15 protein-coding genes are annotated in these 16362 nt (G+C 73.5%); all 15 read left to right on the top strand.

Annotation, left to right across the window (positions count from 1 at the left end):
- Positions 1 to 421: 421 nt before the first annotated feature.
- The 15 genes from B9B60_RS12425 (at position 422) to aspS (ending at position 16361) form a co-directional block, all read left to right on the top strand.
- Positions 422 to 1183, top strand: a complete 762-nt coding sequence (locus tag B9B60_RS12425) for a tetratricopeptide repeat protein (protein WP_084451822.1) — start codon at positions 422 to 424, stop codon at positions 1181 to 1183.
- Positions 1180 to 2178, top strand: coding sequence for an HAD-IIA family hydrolase (locus B9B60_RS12420; RefSeq protein WP_234993859.1), 999 nt, complete (start codon positions 1180 to 1182; stop codon positions 2176 to 2178). Before B9B60_RS12425 ends, B9B60_RS12420 begins: the two co-directional genes overlap by 4 nt.
- 28 nt (positions 2179 to 2206) lie before the next feature.
- A complete protein-coding gene (locus tag B9B60_RS17330) occupies positions 2207 to 2737 on the top strand; it encodes a hypothetical protein (protein ID WP_084451820.1) in 531 nt (176 codons plus the stop codon).
- On the top strand, positions 2730 to 2963 hold the full coding sequence (locus B9B60_RS12410; protein WP_084451818.1) for a hypothetical protein: 234 nt from the start codon (positions 2730 to 2732) through the stop codon (positions 2961 to 2963). Before B9B60_RS17330 ends, B9B60_RS12410 begins: the two co-directional genes overlap by 8 nt.
- Before the next feature lie 3 nt (positions 2964 to 2966).
- Positions 2967 to 3773: a TlyA family RNA methyltransferase gene (locus tag B9B60_RS12405; RefSeq protein WP_084451816.1), complete on the top strand. Its 807-nt coding sequence runs from the start codon at positions 2967 to 2969 to the stop codon at positions 3771 to 3773.
- Positions 3770 to 4678 carry an NAD kinase gene (locus B9B60_RS12400; protein ID WP_084451814.1) on the top strand — a complete coding sequence of 303 codons (909 nt, stop codon included), beginning with the start codon at positions 3770 to 3772 and terminating at the stop codon, positions 4676 to 4678. Before B9B60_RS12405 ends, B9B60_RS12400 begins: the two co-directional genes overlap by 4 nt.
- 1 nt (position 4679) lies before the next feature.
- On the top strand, positions 4680 to 6413 hold the full coding sequence (recN, locus tag B9B60_RS12395) for a DNA repair protein RecN (RefSeq protein WP_084451812.1): 1734 nt from the start codon (positions 4680 to 4682) through the stop codon (positions 6411 to 6413).
- A gap of 31 nt (positions 6414 to 6444) precedes the next feature.
- The gene (gene steA / locus B9B60_RS12390; RefSeq protein WP_084451810.1) at positions 6445 to 7626 is read left to right on the top strand and encodes a putative cytokinetic ring protein SteA; all 1182 of its coding nucleotides are present in this window, start codon (positions 6445 to 6447) and stop codon (positions 7624 to 7626) included.
- The gene (locus B9B60_RS12385; protein ID WP_159451206.1) at positions 7623 to 8606 is read left to right on the top strand and encodes a copper transporter; all 984 of its coding nucleotides are present in this window, start codon (positions 7623 to 7625) and stop codon (positions 8604 to 8606) included. The genes steA and B9B60_RS12385 overlap by 4 nt, the downstream gene beginning before the upstream one ends.
- On the top strand, positions 8603 to 9418 hold the full coding sequence (locus B9B60_RS17205) for a hypothetical protein (RefSeq protein WP_159451205.1): 816 nt from the start codon (positions 8603 to 8605) through the stop codon (positions 9416 to 9418). The genes B9B60_RS12385 and B9B60_RS17205 overlap by 4 nt, the downstream gene beginning before the upstream one ends.
- A 5-nt stretch (positions 9419 to 9423) precedes the next feature.
- Complete coding sequence (locus tag B9B60_RS12380; protein WP_159451204.1) at positions 9424 to 11001, top strand: lipid II flippase MurJ; 1578 nt, start codon at positions 9424 to 9426, stop codon at positions 10999 to 11001.
- The gene (locus B9B60_RS12375; protein ID WP_084451804.1) at positions 10998 to 12056 is read left to right on the top strand and encodes a glycosyltransferase family 4 protein; all 1059 of its coding nucleotides are present in this window, start codon (positions 10998 to 11000) and stop codon (positions 12054 to 12056) included. The genes B9B60_RS12380 and B9B60_RS12375 overlap by 4 nt, the downstream gene beginning before the upstream one ends.
- Positions 12057 to 12067: 11 nt before the next feature.
- Complete coding sequence (locus tag B9B60_RS12370) at positions 12068 to 13789, top strand: CTP synthase (protein ID WP_143445565.1); 1722 nt, start codon at positions 12068 to 12070, stop codon at positions 13787 to 13789.
- Positions 13789 to 14442, top strand: coding sequence for an NUDIX domain-containing protein (locus B9B60_RS12365; RefSeq protein WP_084451802.1), 654 nt, complete (start codon positions 13789 to 13791; stop codon positions 14440 to 14442). Before B9B60_RS12370 ends, B9B60_RS12365 begins: the two co-directional genes overlap by 1 nt.
- 92 nt (positions 14443 to 14534) lie before the next feature.
- Positions 14535 to 16361 carry an aspartate--tRNA ligase gene (gene aspS, locus B9B60_RS12360; protein WP_084451800.1) on the top strand — a complete coding sequence of 609 codons (1827 nt, stop codon included), beginning with the start codon at positions 14535 to 14537 and terminating at the stop codon, positions 16359 to 16361.
- Position 16362: the final 1 nt, after the last annotated feature.

The following is a 16362-nucleotide window of genomic DNA, read 5'->3' as shown; positions in this document are numbered from 1 at the left end:
CTGCACTGGTGACGGTGTGGGAGAGTAGGACGCAGCCGGACAAACATTCACGAAAGCCCCCCAGCCACCACGCTGGGGGGCTTTCGCCATTCCAGACCCGATTGCCGACCATCACGCCAGGTGTTGCGTCCTGTGCCCAGGTCGGGAGAGTCTGGCCCGAGACAACAGGTCAAGAGAGGTTGATGTCGTGGACGAAAGGTCGAGCAGGCCGGATCGTGGTCGTGGCGGGTCCGCGGGGCGCGGGGGCCAGGGTCCCCGCGGTGGTTCCGGAGGAGGCCGCGGTGGCCGGCCGGAGCGGCGTGGATCGTCCGGGCGACCCGAGCGCGGTGACCGTCAGGCACGCCCGGAGCGAGGTGGTCGTTCCGATCGTCGCGGAGCACCGCGCGAGGCTGACGCCGACAACCGCGGTGGGTCGCGGCTGGTGCCCAAGGAGGGCCGCAAGCCGGAGCCGGCGATCGCGCCGGACGTCACCGGGGCCGAGCTGGACCGCAGCGTGCGCCAGCAGTTGCGCACCCTGAGCAAGGAAAATGCGGACGGCGTGGCCCAGCACCTCGTCATGGTCGCCGCCCTGCTGGAGGCCCAGGACCTCGACGGTGCCTTGGCGCACGCGGAGACGGCGGTGCGACGGGCAGGTCGGGTGCCGGCTGCTCGCGAGGCGCTCGGCTTCGTCGCTTACCGCATGGGCGACTTCGCCCGGGCACTCACCGAGTTCCGCACGGTCCGGCGACTGAGTGGCTCCTCGCACCTGCTGCCGCTCATGGTCGACTGCGAGCGTGGCCTGGGTCGTCCGGCGCGGGCGCTCGAGCTGCTGGGCTCGCCGGAGGCGCGTCAGCTGGGCCAGGAGGAGCAGGTCGAGCTGCTCATCGTGGGCTCCGGCATCCGTCGCGACATGGGTCAGCCGCAGGCCGCTGTCCTCGCCCTGCAGGGCCAGGTCGACAAGGTCACGAACAAGCTTTGGGCTGCCCGCGTCTGGTACGCCTACGCCGACGCCCTGCTCGAGGTCGGTCGTGAGGCCGACGCGCGGTCGTGGTTTGCCAAGGCGGCTGTGGCCGACCAGGACGGCGAGACGGACGCGATCGAGCGCGTCGAGGAGCTCGACGGGGTGCACCTCCAGGAGGTGCCCGACAGCGACGGCCAGGCGGTGCCCGAAGGCGAAGGCGACGACACGACGTCGACGCCGTGACCCCGCCGGCGGCGGGTGGCCAGCTGGCCGCGGCCTACGACGCGATCATCTGCGACATCGACGGCGTCGTCGTGGCCGGAGCATCGGCTGTGCCCCATGCGGTCGAGGCCCTCGGTGCTCTCAAGGGGCCGGTCGTCTTCGCCACCAACAACGCCTCGCGCACCCCGGCGCAGGTGGCCGAGCACGTGGCGGCTCTGGGTGTCCCGGTCACCGAGGGGGACGTGCTCACCAGCTCGCTGGCAGCAGCGCGGGTCCTCGCCGATCGGTATCCGCCGGGGAGCGAGGTGCTGGCGGTCGGTGGTGCCGGGGTCGTGGCCTCCCTTCGCGCTGTCGGTCTGCTGCCGGTGGCACCCGGGACGAAGGGGGCGCCGGTGGCCGTGCTCCAGGGGTACGGACCGCACGTGACGGCATCGGACCTCGGGGAGGCCGCCTGCGTCATCCGCGGGGGAGCCCGGTGGGTGGCGACGAACACCGACCTGACCCTGCCGACGGACCGTGGGCCCTTGCCGGGCAACGGGTCGCTCGTCGCAGCGGTGCGCAACTGCGTCGAAGTCGACCCGGAGGTCATCGGGAAGCCGCACCCGCCGATGTACCAGCTGGCCGCCCGACGACTTGGCGTCGCGACCGACCGGGTGCTGGCGGTCGGGGACCGGCTGGAGACCGATATCGAGGGCGCGGTGGCCACCGGGATGGACGGTGCACTCGTCCTCACCGGCGTGCACGGGATCGGGGACGCGGCCGCGGCACCCGTCCAGCGGCGCCCGACCCACGTCCTCGAGGACCTGCGAGGTCTCGCCGCCCCGTACCCACCGGCCGAGCAGCACGATGGCTGGGCCGTGCGTGACCGGTCCCGCGCTCGGGTGGTCGACGGGCGCCTCGAGGTCGAGGGCGGTGGCATCGACGCAGACCGGGCGAGCCTCGACGCACTGTGGTCGGCCGTCGACGCGGGGTTGATCACGCCGGCAGACGCGAGCCGGCTCGTCTTCAGCCGGTAGCGTGGGACGCCCCGACCCGAGGAGTGACGTGGACCCCGTACGTGGACTGATCCATCTGGGCCTGAAGACGACCGAGGCGACTCTCGACCGGGTGCTCGACGTCGTGCGTCTGGTCGACACCATGCTCGTCTCGAGCGCGGTGCCGCCCGTGCGTGAGCGCACCGACAGCACGCCGACCTGGCCCCAGGAGGAGCAGGGCGACCTCGACGCGCTGAGCACGGCGCTGCGCGAGCGCGTCGTGGCCGACGAGGTTTCGACTGCACCGGTGACCGGACCGACGGCATCCACGCCGGCCACGAAGCGCCCGGCGCGCAAGGCGCCTGCCCGGCGCTCGACGTCGACGGCGGCGAAGAAGGCGGCCACCAAGACGTCTGCGGCGCCGGCGAAGGCCACTGCGAGGAAGGCTGCGGCCAAGAAGTCTGTGCCGGCGAAGAGGGCCACTGCGAAGAAGGCCACTGCGAAGAAGGCGTCTGCGAAGAAGGCGTCTGCGAAGAAGGCGACGACCGCCAAGACCGCTGCCTCGCCGGCCTCGACCTCGGGCGTGCTGCCCGATGCCTGAGGAGACCACGCCCGTGCCGGAGGCGCCTCGCCCGACACCGGGAGACCTCGCCCCCAAGGCCCGCGAGCCGATGCCCGAGGGCACCCCGGAGACGGGTGACCTCGTCGTCGACGCGGACCTGCGCGACCTCGCCCTCGTCGACCCCGAGGACCTCGACGCGGTGCTGACTGCGGGGGAGTCGGTGCACGGCACCCTGACCTCGCGCCTGTCCGACCTCGGGACCTGACGGGTGCCCGAGACGACCCGACTGGACCTCGCCCTCGTCGAGCGCGGCCTGGCGCGCAGCCGCACCCGGGCGCGCGAGCTCGTCGAGTCGGGCCAGGTGCGCGTGGCCGGGCAGGTGGCCACCAAGTCCTCGCAGCTGGTCACGCCGGACGCCCCCGTCGAGGTCGCCGGTGACGCCGATCGGTGGGTCGGTCGAGCGGCCGGCAAGCTGCTCGGGGCTCTCGACGCCTTCGAGCTCGAGGTCCAAGGCCGTCGGGCACTCGACATCGGCGCCTGCACCGGCGGGTTCACCCAGGTCCTCCTCGAGCGGGGTGCCGACCACGTCATCGCCCTCGACGTCGGGCACGACCAGCTCGCACCGGAGCTGGCCGCGGACCCGCGCGTGACCGACCGCAGCGGCACGACGATTCGGGGCCTCGACCCGCACGACATCGGTGGCCCGGTACCCCTGGCCGTCGGGGACCTGAGCTTCATCTCCCTTCGTCTCGTGCTCGCCGAGATCGCGGACCTGCTCACCGACGACGGTGACGCGGTGCTCCTGATCAAGCCACAGTTCGAGGTGGGTCGGGACCGGCTCGGGCGCAAGGGCGTGGTCACCGACCCCGCCGCCCGACGTGCAGCCATCACCGGGGTGCTCGAGCGGGCCGCCGAGGTGCGACTCGCGGTCCTGGGCATCGCCCGCAGCCCGGTGCGTGGGGGAGAGGGCAACCACGAGTACCTCGTCCACCTGACCCGGCGCACGGGTGCCGGCCTGACGTGGCAGGCTCAGACCGACATCGCCCACGAGCTGGTCCAGGAGGAGGCCCGATGACCCAGCGGCGTGTGCTGCTCATGGCGCACCCGAGCCGGCCCGAGGCCCTCGAGGTCGCCATGGGCGTTGCCGACAAGCTCGCCCAGGCCGACATCGAGGTGCGCCTGCCCGCGGGCGAGCTCGGCGAGAGCCTGCTCGGCCAGCACCCTGACGTCGTGGTCCACGACGGAGACCGGCCCGCCGACGGTGTCGAGCTCGTCGTGGTGCTCGGTGGTGACGGGACGATCCTGCGCGGTGCCGAGGCGGCCCGCGGCAGCGGAGTCCCGCTGCTGGGCGTCAACCTCGGGCACGTCGGCTTCCTCGCCGAGGCCGAGCGCGAGGACGTCGACGCGACCGTCGAGCACATCGTCGAGCGCAAGTACGAGGTCGAGGAGCGGATGGCCCTCGACGTCGTCGCGACCCTCGACGGGCAGGAGATCGCCCGCAGCTGGGCCCTCAACGAGGTCACCGTCGAAAAGGCCTCCCGCGAGCGGATGCTCGTGCTCACCGTCGAGATCGACGGTCGGCCCCTCTCCACGTGGGGGTGCGACGGCGTCGTCATGGCCACCCCGACCGGCTCGACGGCCTATGCCTTCTCTGCGGGCGGGCCCGTCGTCTGGCCGGGGGTCGAGGCGATGCTCGTCGTGCCGATCAGCGCCCACGCCCTCTTCGCCCGGCCCCTCGTCGTCGCACCCATGTCGGCGCTGGCCGTCGACCTCGTCCCGGGCACCGAGGGCCACGGCGTGCTGTGGTGCGACGGCCGGCGGGCGGTCGACCTGCCGCCGGGGGCGCGCATCGAGGTCAGCCGCTCGGAGGAGCCGGTGCGACTGGCCCGGCTGAGCAGCTCGCCCTTCACCGACCGGCTCGTCGCGAAGTTCGACCTGTCCGTCCACGGCTGGCGCGGCCGCAACCGCTCGGGGGCCTGACGTGCTGCGCGAGCTGCGGATCCGCGACCTCGGGGTGATCGAGGACGCCACCCTCACCCTCGATCCCGGCCTGACCGTCGTCACCGGCGAGACCGGAGCGGGCAAGACCATGGTCGTCACCGGCCTGGGGCTGGTGCTCGGGGGCCGCGCCGATGCGTCCCTCGTGCGCACCGGGAGCGACGAGGCGGTCGTCGAGGCCGAGCTCGAGCTGGCCGACGACCACCCGGCCCGAGCGGTCGCCGAGGACGTCGGTGGCGTCGCCGACGAGCCCGAGCTGCTCCTGTCGCGCACGGTCTCCGCCGCCGGCCGCAGCCGCGCCCACGTAGGCGGTCGCCGGGCACCGGTCGGTACCCTCGCCGACCTCGGCGAGGGCCTCGTCGCCGTCCACGGGCAGGCCGACCAGTGGCGCCTGAAGCGTCCCTCGCAGCACCGTGCCCTTCTCGATGCCTTCGGGGGCGACGAGGTCGCCGATCCGGCGGCGCAGGTCGCGCAGGCGCACCGCACCTGGCACGAGGCGAAGGGGGAGCTGGACCGCCTGGTCGAGGGGGAGCGCACCCGCCTGCAGGAGGTCGAGCTGCTCACCCACCAGCTCGAGCAGATCGACGGCGTCGAGCCGCAGCCCGGCGAGGACGTCGAGCTCGCCCGTGAGGCCGAGCGCCTCGGCCACGCCGAGGAGCTGCGCACCGGGGCCGACACCGCCCACCGGCTGCTGTCCGACCCCGACAGCTTCGACGGCGACGACGTCGTCGGTCGGGTGGCCCGGGCAGCCGGCGAGCTGGAGCGGCTCGCCGACCACGACCCGCAGCTGTCCGACCTGCACCGTCGCCTGGCCGAGGTCGGCGTGCTCACCGCCGAGCTGGCGACCGAGCTGTCCGGCTACGCCGCCGACATCGAGGCCGACCCGGCACGCCTCGGTGCCGTCGAGGAGCGGCGGGCCGCCCTGCACGAGCTCACCCGGCGCTACGGCGACGACATCGCCGCCGTGCTGCGTCACCGCGATGCCTCCCGAGAGCGACTGCAGGGCCTGCTCGGGGCCGACGAGCGGATCGAGGCGCTCACCGCGCAGGTCGCCGAGGCGGAGCAACAGCTCGCCGAGGCGGCCACCCGACTCACCGAGGCCCGGACCGCTGCCGCGGCCGAGCTCTCCCGCGCCGTCGAGGACGAGCTCGCCCACCTGGGCATGGACAAGGCCCGGGTCGAGGTGGCCGTCGCACCCCGCGGCGACGAGTCGGCGCTCGAGGTGACTTCGGCTGACGGGACCACCCGGCGGGTCGGACCCGACGGGGCCGATGTCGTCGAGGTCCGGGTCGCCGCCAACCGTGGCGCCCCGCCCCGTTCGGTCGCCAAGGCCGCGTCCGGGGGTGAGCTGAGCCGGATCATGCTGGCCATCGAGGTCGCGACCGCCGGGTCGACCGGCAACCAGGTCCCCACCTTCGTCTTCGACGAGGTGGATGCCGGTGTCGGTGGCCGCGCGGCTCTCGACGTCGGGGCCCGGCTCGCGGCGCTGGCCCGTACCAGTCAGGTCATCGTCGTGACGCACCTGGCGCAGGTGGCGGCCCACGCCGACCGTCACCTCGTCGTGCACAAGGCCCACGGCGACCAGGTGACCGCGAGCGGGGTGCGCCCCGTCGAGGGCGACGAGCGACTCGGAGAGCTCTCCCGGATGATGGGTGGCGACGACTCGAGCGTGGGCCTGCGGCACGCCCACGAGCTGCTCGAGCAGTGTCGCCGCTGAGCCGCGACGGCTTCGTGGGACGATGCACCGGATGGCCCTTCGACGCACGCGCGATTCCGCCCGCCACCAGGCGCTGCCCGGTGTCCGCGGGCGTCTGCGGATCGACCGGCGGACCAAGAGCCTGACCAAGCGACTGCGTCCCGGTGAGATCGCCGTCATCGACCACTCCGACATCGACCGGGTGAGCGGCGAGGCCCTCGTCGCGTGCCAGCCGATCGCCGTGGTCAACGCCGGGCGCTCGATCAGCGGTCGCTACCCCAACGTCGGCCCGCAGATCATCGTCGACGCGGGCATCCCGCTCCTCGACGTCGACGACGAGGAGCTGCTCGACCGCCTCAAGGACGGCGCGACGGCCAGCGTCGACGGGAACATCATCCACCTGGCTCGCGAGAGCATCACCGGCAGCCGGTGGGACAGCGACCAGATCGCGGCCGCCATGGACTCCGCGCGCGCCGGGCTCGGCACCCAGCTCGAGGCCTTCGCCGCCAACACCATGGAGTACCTCAACCGCGAGCGCGACCTGCTCTTCGACGGGGTCGGCGTCCCCGAGATCGCGACGGACCTGCGGGGCCGCCACGCGCTCATCGTCGTGCGTGGGTACCACTACAAGGAGGACCTCGCCGCCCTTCGTCACTACATCCGCGAGTACAAGCCGGTCCTCATCGGGGTCGACGGGGGCGCCGACGCGCTCGTCGAGGCGGGCCACCGGCCCGACCTCATCGTCGGTGACATGGACTCCGTCTCGGACACGGTGCTCGGCTGCGGGGCGGAGGTCGTCGTGCACGCCTACCGCACCGGTGAGGCACCAGGCGTGGCCCGGGTCGAGGCGCTGGGCGTGACGCCCGTGGTCTTCCCGGCGACGGGCACGAGCGAGGACATCGCCATGCTCCTCGCGGACGACAAGGGAGCCCAGCTCATCGTCGCGGTCGGGACGCACGCGACGCTCGTCGAGTTCCTCGACAAGGGCCGGGCGGGCATGTCGAGCACCTTCCTCACCCGGCTGCGGGTGGGCAGCAAGCTCATCGACGCGAAGGGGGTCAGCCGGCTCTACCGCACGCGCATCTCCTCGTGGTGGCTGCTCGGGCTGGCCCTGGTCTGCCTCTTCTCGCTCTTCGTCGCCCTCTGGGCGACACCCACCGGCCAGGCTGCACTGCAACTGCTCGGGGCCCGTTGGGACGACCTGTGGGCCCTCGTCGAAGGACTCCTCACGTGATCGACTTCAGGTACCACCTCGTCTCCCTCGCGGCTGTGCTCATCGCCCTGTCGATCGGGATCGTGCTCGGGGCCGGGCCGCTCAACGACAACATCGGCAGCACCCTGTCGGGCGAGGTCACCAAGCTGCGCCAGGAGAAGGAGGAGCTGCGCCGCCAGGCCAAGGAGGATCAGCGTGGCCTCGAGGCGCGCGACGCCTACGACGAGCAGACCCTGCCCGGGGTCGTCGGCGACCGGCTCGTCGAGCGCACCGCCACGGTCGTCGTGCTGCCCGAGGCGGCCGACGACGACGTGCAGGAGGCGCGCGACGTCCTCGAGGAGTCGGGGGCGAGCGTCGCCGACACCGTGGAGGTCGACGCCGACTGGGCGGCCGCGGGAGACGCGTCCGCGGACGAGCGGGATCGCACCGGCGACGGCGCCCTGCGCGACCTCGGCGTGGATGCCGAGGTCCCCGACGGGGCGCAGACCGTCGACCAGGCCCTCGCGGTCGTCGTCACCGGTCGGGAGCGGGCGGGGTCGACGGAGCGGGTCGAGCGCTCGGCACGGGACGCCGCCTGGACGCGGTTGCGCGACGCCGGGCTCGTCGAGGGTCCCGCACAGGCCCCGGCTGCCGCCGACCTCGTCGTGGTCGTCGGAGGACCGGTCGCGGCCGAGTCGGCTGACGACACCTCGGGGTCCGTCGACCGCGCCGCCGAGGCGACCGCCGCCACCTGGGTGGCCCTGACCCACCTCGTGCAGACCCACGCCGACGGAACCGTGCTCGCCGCGCCCGAGGCCGAGGAGGGGTCCGCCGACGCCTCGCCCGTGACCATGGCGCGCACGCAGGGCTCACTCGCCGAGGGGGTGTCGACGGTCGACGACCCTGACCTGCCCATGGGCCGGGCGGCGATCGTCCTGGCTCTCGACGAGCAGCTCGACGGCGGCTCCGGCCACTACGGCATCGGAGCCGGAGCGGATGCCCCGGTGCCCGAGGGCGCATGAGCGTCGTCGTCACCGGCCTGGCCGGGATCGGTCTGACCCGAGCGCTCACCGGGCTCGGCCGCCGACTGCCCGAGGCCGCACGCGCCCCGTGGGCCCGACGCAACCACGCCGGCGTGCCGGTGACCCTCCTCGAGGGACCCGTCGTCGTGCTCGCGGCAGCGGCCACAGCCACGACGGGGGCCCGCGATGCCGGCACGGCCCTCGTCGTGCTGGCACCCGGCCTGCTCGGCGGGCTCGACGACCTCGTCGGCGACGGCACGACCAAGGGGCTGCACGGGCACCTCGGTGCACTGCGGCGTGGTCGCGTGACGACGGGCGCGCTCAAGATCCTCGGTCTGGGCGCCACTGCTGTCCTCGCTGCGCACCTCGAGACACGAGGCAGCACCCGACAGGGGGTGGGGCAGAGCGTCGCCGGGACCGCCGTCGACGCCGTCGTCGTCGCCGGCACCGCCAACCTCGTCAACCTGCTCGACCTGCGCCCCGGGCGGGCGCTCAAGGTGACCACCACGGCAGGGGCTCTGCTCAGCGTGCCCCGATCAGCGCGACCGTTGGGGGTGACCCTCGTCGGGGTCGGCCTCGGCGCCCTGCCCGAGGACCTCGCGGGCGAGACGATGCTCGGCGACTGCGGGGCCAACGCGCTCGGTGCGCTCGTCGGGCTGGCCCTCGTCCGTGGTCTCGGCCCTCGAGGACGCCTCGCCGTCGCCGGGGTGGTCACCGGCCTGACGCTGCTGTCGGAGCGGGTGAGCTTCACCCGGGTCATCGAGTCGACCCCCGTGCTGCGCGAGCTCGACGCCTGGGGCCGATCACGGTGAGCCGGGTGGCCCGGGATGCCGGCACCGTCGCGGTGGTCACGGCCGTGGCGAGGGTCGTCGGCTTCGTGCGCTGGCTCGTCTTCGCCTGGGCGGTGGGCGCGACCGGCGTCGGCACCGTCTACCAGAGCGTCAACACGGTGCCCAACATCGTTTACGAGATCGCCGCCGGGGGCGTCCTGGCCGCTGTGGTCGTCCCGCTCGTCGCGGCCCGCGTCGGTGCCGGCGGCGCCGAGAGCGCCGACGACGTCGCCTCTGCCCTCCTCACCCGCACCCTCGTGGTGCTGCTGCCGCTCGCCCTGCTCGTGGCGGGGGTCGCCCCCTTCGTCAGCCGGATGCTCCTGGGTGACCTCGAGGTCGACGGGGCCGTGCCGCTCGGTACCCGGCTGCTCGTCGTCTTCAGCCCGCAAGTGGTGCTCTACGGACTGGGCATCGTCGTCTCCGGAGTGCTGCAGGCGCACCGGCGCTTCCTCGCGGCGGCGATCGCCCCGCTGCTCTCGAGCCTCGTCGTCATCGTCACCTACGTGCTGTGGGCCCTCGTCGTGCCCGCCGGCACGACGCCGGCCGGCGTGACCTCGGGTGAGCTGCTCCTCCTCGGAGGGGGCACGACCCTCGGAGTCGTCGCGCTGTCGCTGCCGCTCCTCGTCGTGGCCGAGCGGGCGGGGATCCGGCTGCGGCCACGCTGGCGCCTCGCGCCCGAGACGGCGGCGCGGGCCCGGACCCTCGCTGCCGCCGGGGTCGTCGCGCTGCTGGCCCAGCAGGCCACCGTGCTCGTCACGCTCACCGTGGCCAACCGGGCCGGGGGCGACGGCACCCTCGTCGTGCAGAACTACGTCCAGGCTCTCTACCTGCTGCCCTATGCGGTCCTCGCGGTGCCGGTCGCCACGGCGGTCTTCCCGGTCCTCGCGGCCGCTGCGGACGAAGGGAGCCAGACCTCGGTCGCCGAGACGCTCGCCGCCTCGCTGCGTGCCGTCGTCGTCCTCGCCGCGTCGGCCGCCGCCGGGCTGGTCGCCGCAGCCGGCGCGGTGGGGCTGGTCTTCACCGCGATCGACCGCAGCGCCGAGGGCGCGGCCGCGCTCGCCGCGATGCCGGTGGCCCTCGTCGCGATGGCCCCCGGACTCGTCGGCCTCAGCATCGCCGCCGTGGCGCTGCGGGCGCTCTACGCCCGAGGCCGTGCGCTCGTCGCCGGCACGATCATGGCCGCGGGGTGGCTCGTCGCCGCGCTCCTGCCGCTGCTGCTGCTCGCCGGGACGGGTGGCGCCCGACGCACCCTCGTGGGCCTCGGGCTCGCCTCGTCACTCGGGATGACCGTCGCCGGTGTGGGGCTGCTCGTGCGGGTCCGGCGCGACTGGGGGCGCGGCGCGCTCGCCGGGCTGCCCCGGGTCCTGCTCCTCGCCGCCGCCGCGCTCGCCCTCGGCCTGGCGGTGCACGTCGGCCTGCGCGAGCGCTGGCCGGACGACGCCGTGACGGCCACGCTTGCGGGTGCTGTCGTGGCGCTCGTCGTCGCCGGCGGGGTGCTGCTCGGCGGGCTGGGGCTCGACCCGACGCTGCGCTCACGTCTGCCCGGGCGGCGGGTCACCCGATGAGGATCCTGCTGTGCCTCGCCTCGGCCGCCGGAGGGATCGGCACGCACGTGGCCGACCTCTCCCGGTCGCTGTCCGCGGCCGGCCACGACGTGCACGTCGCGACCGACCCGGCGACGCGGGGGCGCTTCGACCTGCCGGGAGAGTCGATGCTCACCGTCGGCGAGGTGCGGGCGTTCGGTCGGGGAGCCGACGTCGTCCACGCCCACGGGTTCCGGGCCGGGCTCGTCGCCACGACGGCGATGGCGACGCTCGCTCCCTTCGGCGCAGGCGTGCCGGTCGTCGTCAGCCTGCACAACCCGATCCGGGGCGCAGGGTCCTCGCCGCGTCGCCTTGCCGGCGAGGTGGCTGCGCGCGCAGTGGTGCGTCGGGCCGCGCTCGTCACCGGGGCGAGCAGCGATCTCGTCGCCGACGCCCGGGCGCTCGGCGCTCGGCGGGCCGAGCTCGCCGAGGTGCCCTCCCCGCGCGTCCCGACGCTCCTGGCCACCGACCGCGCAGGATGGCGGGCGGCGCACCGTGACGCGCTGCTGGCGCGGCACGACCTGGCGGGGGAGACCCCCTTCGTCGTGACGATCGCGAGGGTCGCCCCGCAGAAGGGCATCGACGTCCTCGCCGAGGCCGCCGCCGGTGCCCCCGGGCAGTGGGGGCTCGTCGGGCCGGGTCAGCAGGACCTGGCAGCGGACGGACCCCTGCACCTGCTCGGCGAGACCGCCGACGTCACCCCGTGGCTGCTGGCGGCCGACGTGCTCGTCGTGCCGAGCGAGTGGGAGGCCCGCGCGCTCGTCGTGCAGGAGGCCATGGCCGCCGGGACCCCCGTCGTCGCCCGACGCGTCGGTGGCCTGCCCGACCTGCTCGACGGTGTCGGCCTGCTCGTCGACGGGCCCCAGGAGGCGTCGGCCGGTCCGCTCGCCCGTGCCGTGGCGGCGGTCCTCGACCACCCGGACCGGGCCGCGCGCGCCGCGCTGGCCGCCCGGGAGTGGGCGCGGGGCTGGGACGGACTCGACGACAGCGCAACTCGCTGGGTGCAGCGTTACCGAGCACTCGCCCACGTGACGTAGATTGGAACCCCGTGGTGGCACTGACGAAACACATCTTCGTGACCGGAGGAGTCGTCTCCTCACTCGGCAAGGGACTGACGGCCTCGAGCCTCGGGCACCTGCTTCGGGCGCGTGGCCTCAAGGTCACGATGCAGAAGCTGGATCCCTACCTCAACGTCGACCCGGGGACGATGAACCCCTTCCAGCACGGTGAGGTCTTCGTCACCGAGGACGGCGCCGAGACCGACCTCGACATCGGGCACTACGAGCGCTTCCTCGACACCAACCACGACGGCTCCGCCAATGTCACGACCGGGCAGGTCTACAGCCGGGTCATCGCGCGGGAGCGCAAGGGCGAGTACCTCGGCGACACCGTCCAGGTCATCCCGCACATCACCAACGAGATCACCTCGCGGATGCGTGCACCCGCCGCCGGCAGCCCCGGCGTCGACGACGCCGCCGCGCCCGACGTGATCATCACCGAGATCGGTGGCACCGTCGGCGACATCGAGTCGCTGCCCTTCCTCGAGGCCGCCCGACAGGTGCGTCACGAGCTCGGTCGCGGCAACTGCTTCTTCCTGCACGTCTCGCTCGTGCCCTACATCGCGCCGAGCGGCGAGATGAAGACCAAGCCGACCCAGCACTCCGTCGCCGCGCTGCGCCAGGTCGGCATCCAGCCCGACGCGCTCGTGCTGCGCGCCGACCGCGAGATCCCCGCCGACATCAAGCGCAAGATCTCGATGTCGTGCGACGTCGACAAGGACGGCGTGGCCGCGTGCGTCGACGCCCCGAGCATCTACGACATCCCCAAGGTGCTGCACCGCGAGCACCTCGACACCTTCGTCATCCGCCGTCTCGGCCTCAACTTCACCGACGTCGACTGGGGGAGCTGGGACACCCTGCTGCGCCGGGTCCACCAGCCGCGCCACGAGATCGAGGTCGCGCTCGTCGGCAAGTACATCGACCTGCCCGACGCCTACCTCTCGGTCACCGAGGCCCTGCGCGCGGGTGGCTTCCACAACGACGCCAAGGTGCGCATCCGCTGGGTGCCCTCCGACGACTGCGACACGCCGGCCGGGGCGAGCAAGGCGCTCGGCGGGGTCGACGCGGTGCTCGTGCCGGGCGGCTTCGGCGTGCGGGGCATCGAGGGCAAGCTCGGTGCGCTGCGCTGGGCGCGCGAGCAGCAGGTGCCCACGCTCGGCATCTGCCTGGGCCTGCAGTGCATGGTCATCGAGTACGCGCGCAACGTCGCCGGCATCGAGGGCGCCAGCTCCACGGAGTTCGACCCGGCGTCGAGCGCGCCGGTCATCGCCACGATGGAGGAGCAGAAGTCCTTCGTCGACGGTGCCGGTGACCTCGGTGGGACGATGCGTCTGGGCTCCTACCCGGCCGACCTGCGTGAGGGCTCGGTCGCCGCGACCGCCTACGGCTCCACCCAGGTCACCGAGCGGCACCGCCACCGCTACGAGGTCAACAACACCTACCGCGACCAGCTCGAGCAGGCCGGCCTCGTCGTGAGCGGCACCCACGCGCAGCTCGGGCTCGTCGAGTTCGTCGAGCTCCCGCGCGAGGTGCACCCCTACTACGTCTCGACCCAGGCGCACCCCGAGTTCAAGTCGCGCCCGGACAAGGCCCACCCGCTCTTCGCTGGCCTCATCGGTGCCGCGGTCCAGGCGCAGCGCGACTCGCGCCTCGTCGAGGTCGACCCGCCGGAGGAGTCGGCCGAGCCGGCGACCGTGGACGTCGAGGCCTGATGACCGACGAGACGGTGCCGCTGCGCGACGAGCTGCTCACCCGCTCGGTGACCTCCAGCGAGGTGGTCTTCGAGGGCGCGGTCTGGGATGTGCGTCGTGACACCTTCGAGCTCGAGGGCGAGACCCTGGTGCGCGAGGTCGTCGACCACCCGGGTGCCGTCGCCGTCCTGGCCCTCGACGAGCAGGACCGCGTGCTGCTCATCCGGCAGTACCGTCACCCCGTCTCGGCCAACGAGTGGGAGATCCCCGCCGGCCTGCTCGACATCGCGGGTGAGGACCCGCTCGTCGGCGCGCAGCGCGAGCTGGCCGAGGAGGCCGACGTCACCGCCGACGAGTGGGCGGTCCTCGTGGACTACTTCACCTCGCCCGGTGGCATGGACGAGGCGATCCGCGTCTACCTCGCGCGGGGGCTGCGTCCCGTGCCCGAGGGCGAGCGGCACCAGCGCGAAGGGGAGGAGGCGCACCTGCTCCAGCGGCGCGTGCCCCTCGACGAGGTCGCTGCGGCGGTCCTCGCCGGGGACCTGCACAACTCCACCCTCGTCATCGCGACGATGACGGCCCGGGCGTCCCGAGAGGGCGGCTGGACCTCCCTTCGTCCTGCCGACAGCCCGTGGCCCGAGCACCCCGGCCGCAGGGACGTCCCGACCGGCTGATCAACCCGTTGGCCCGGCACCCGCCGGGCTCCGTAGGATGGACCGGCCCGCGCGACCCGCCGGGCGACCCGAAGGACAAGGAAGAACACCCCGTGCTCCGCACCCACGACGCCGGCACCCTGCGTGCCGAGCACTCCGGCCAGACCGTCACGCTCACCGGCTGGGTGGGTCGTCGTCGTGATCACGGGGGCGTGGCCTTCCTCGACCTGCGCGACGCGTCCGGCGTCGCCCAGGTCGTCGCCCGTGACGAGGTCCTCACCGGTGCGGCGCACGACCTGCGCAACGAGTACGTCATCAAGGTCCTCGGCGAGGTCACCCCGCGCGACCCCAAGGACGTCAACCCCAACGTCGCGACCGGCGAGATCGACGTCGTCGCCAGCTCCATCGAGGTGCTCTCCGAGGCCGCGCCGCTGCCCTTCCAGATCGACGAGCGCGTGAGCGTCGGCGAGGAGGCCCGCCTCAAGCACCGCTACCTCGACCTGCGCCGCCCGGGCGCCACGAGCGCCGGCGCCGGCCTGCGCCTGCGCAGCAAGGTCAACGCCGCGGCCCGCACGGTGCTCGCCGAGCGCGACTTCGTCGAGATCGAGACCCCGACGCTCACCCGCTCCACGCCCGAGGGCGCCCGCGACTTCCTCGTGCCCGCGCGCCTGGCGCCGGGCGCGTGGTACGCCCTGCCGCAGAGCCCGCAGCTGTTCAAGCAGCTGCTCATGGTCGCCGGCATGGAGCGCTATTACCAGATCGCCCGCTGCTACCGCGACGAGGACTTCCGCGCCGACCGGCAGCCCGAGTTCACCCAGCTCGACATCGAGATGTCCTTCGTCGAGCAGGACGACGTCATCGAGCTCGGCGAGGCGATTGCCAAGGCGGTCTGGGCGACGATCGGTGTCGACCTGCCCACTCCCTTCCCGCGGATGACCTATGCCGAGGCCATGGAGCGCTATGGCTCCGACAAGCCGGACCTGCGCTTCGGGGTCGAGCTCGTCGACTGCACCGAGTACTTCGCCGACACCCCCTTCCGCGTCTTCAAGAACGACTACGTCGGCGCGGTCGTCATGCCGGGTGGCGCCAGCCAGCCGCGGCGCCAGTTCGACGCCTGGCAGGAGTGGGCCAAGCAGCGCGGCGCCAAGGGCCTGGCCTATGTCACCGTCGGCGAGGACGGCGAGCTCGGTGGCCCGGTCGCCAAGAACATCTCCGACGAGGAGAAGGCCGGCCTGGCCGCCCACGTCGGTGCGGCCCCCGGCGACTGCATCTTCTTCGCCGCCGACAAGGCCAAGGCCGCTAGGGCGCTCCTCGGCGCGGCCCGTCAGGAGATCGCCCAGCGGTGCGAGCTCATCGACGAGACCGCGTGGTCCTTCCTCTGGGTCGTCGACGCCCCGCTCTTCGAGCCGGCCGGCGATGCCGTCGCCGCCGGTGACGTGGCGGTCGGTGCGGGTGCGTGGACCGCGGTCCACCACGCCTTCACCAGCCCCAAGGAGGAGTTCCTCGACTCCTTCGACACCGACCCCGGGCCGGCCCTCGCCTACGCCTACGACATGGTCTGCAACGGCAACGAGATCGGCGGCGGCTCGATCCGTATCCACCGCAAGGACGTGCAGGAGCGCGTCTTCTCGGTCATGGGCCTGGACGAGGAGTCCGCGCAGGAGAAGTTCGGCTTCCTCCTCGAGGCCTTCAAGTACGGCGCCCCGCCGCACGGCGGCATCGCCTTCGGCTGGGACCGCATCTGCATGCTCCTGCTCGGTGCCGACTCGATCCGTGACGTCATCGCCTTCCCCAAGTCCGGCGGCGGCTACGACCCGCTCACCGACGCGCCGGCGCCGATCACCCCGGAGCAGCGCAAGGAGGCCGGCATCGACGCCACGCCCAAGCGTGACGAGGACGCCGAGGCGGCCCAGGCCGCGGGCGACCGGGCGGGCGCCTGAT

Origin of the sequence: Janibacter indicus, assembly GCF_900176385.1 — a bacterium.
Lineage (GTDB): Bacteria > Actinomycetota > Actinomycetes > Actinomycetales > Dermatophilaceae > Janibacter > Janibacter indicus.
Note: the sequence above shows the minus strand (reverse complement) of the source record. Positions and strands in the feature narration are given on the sequence as shown.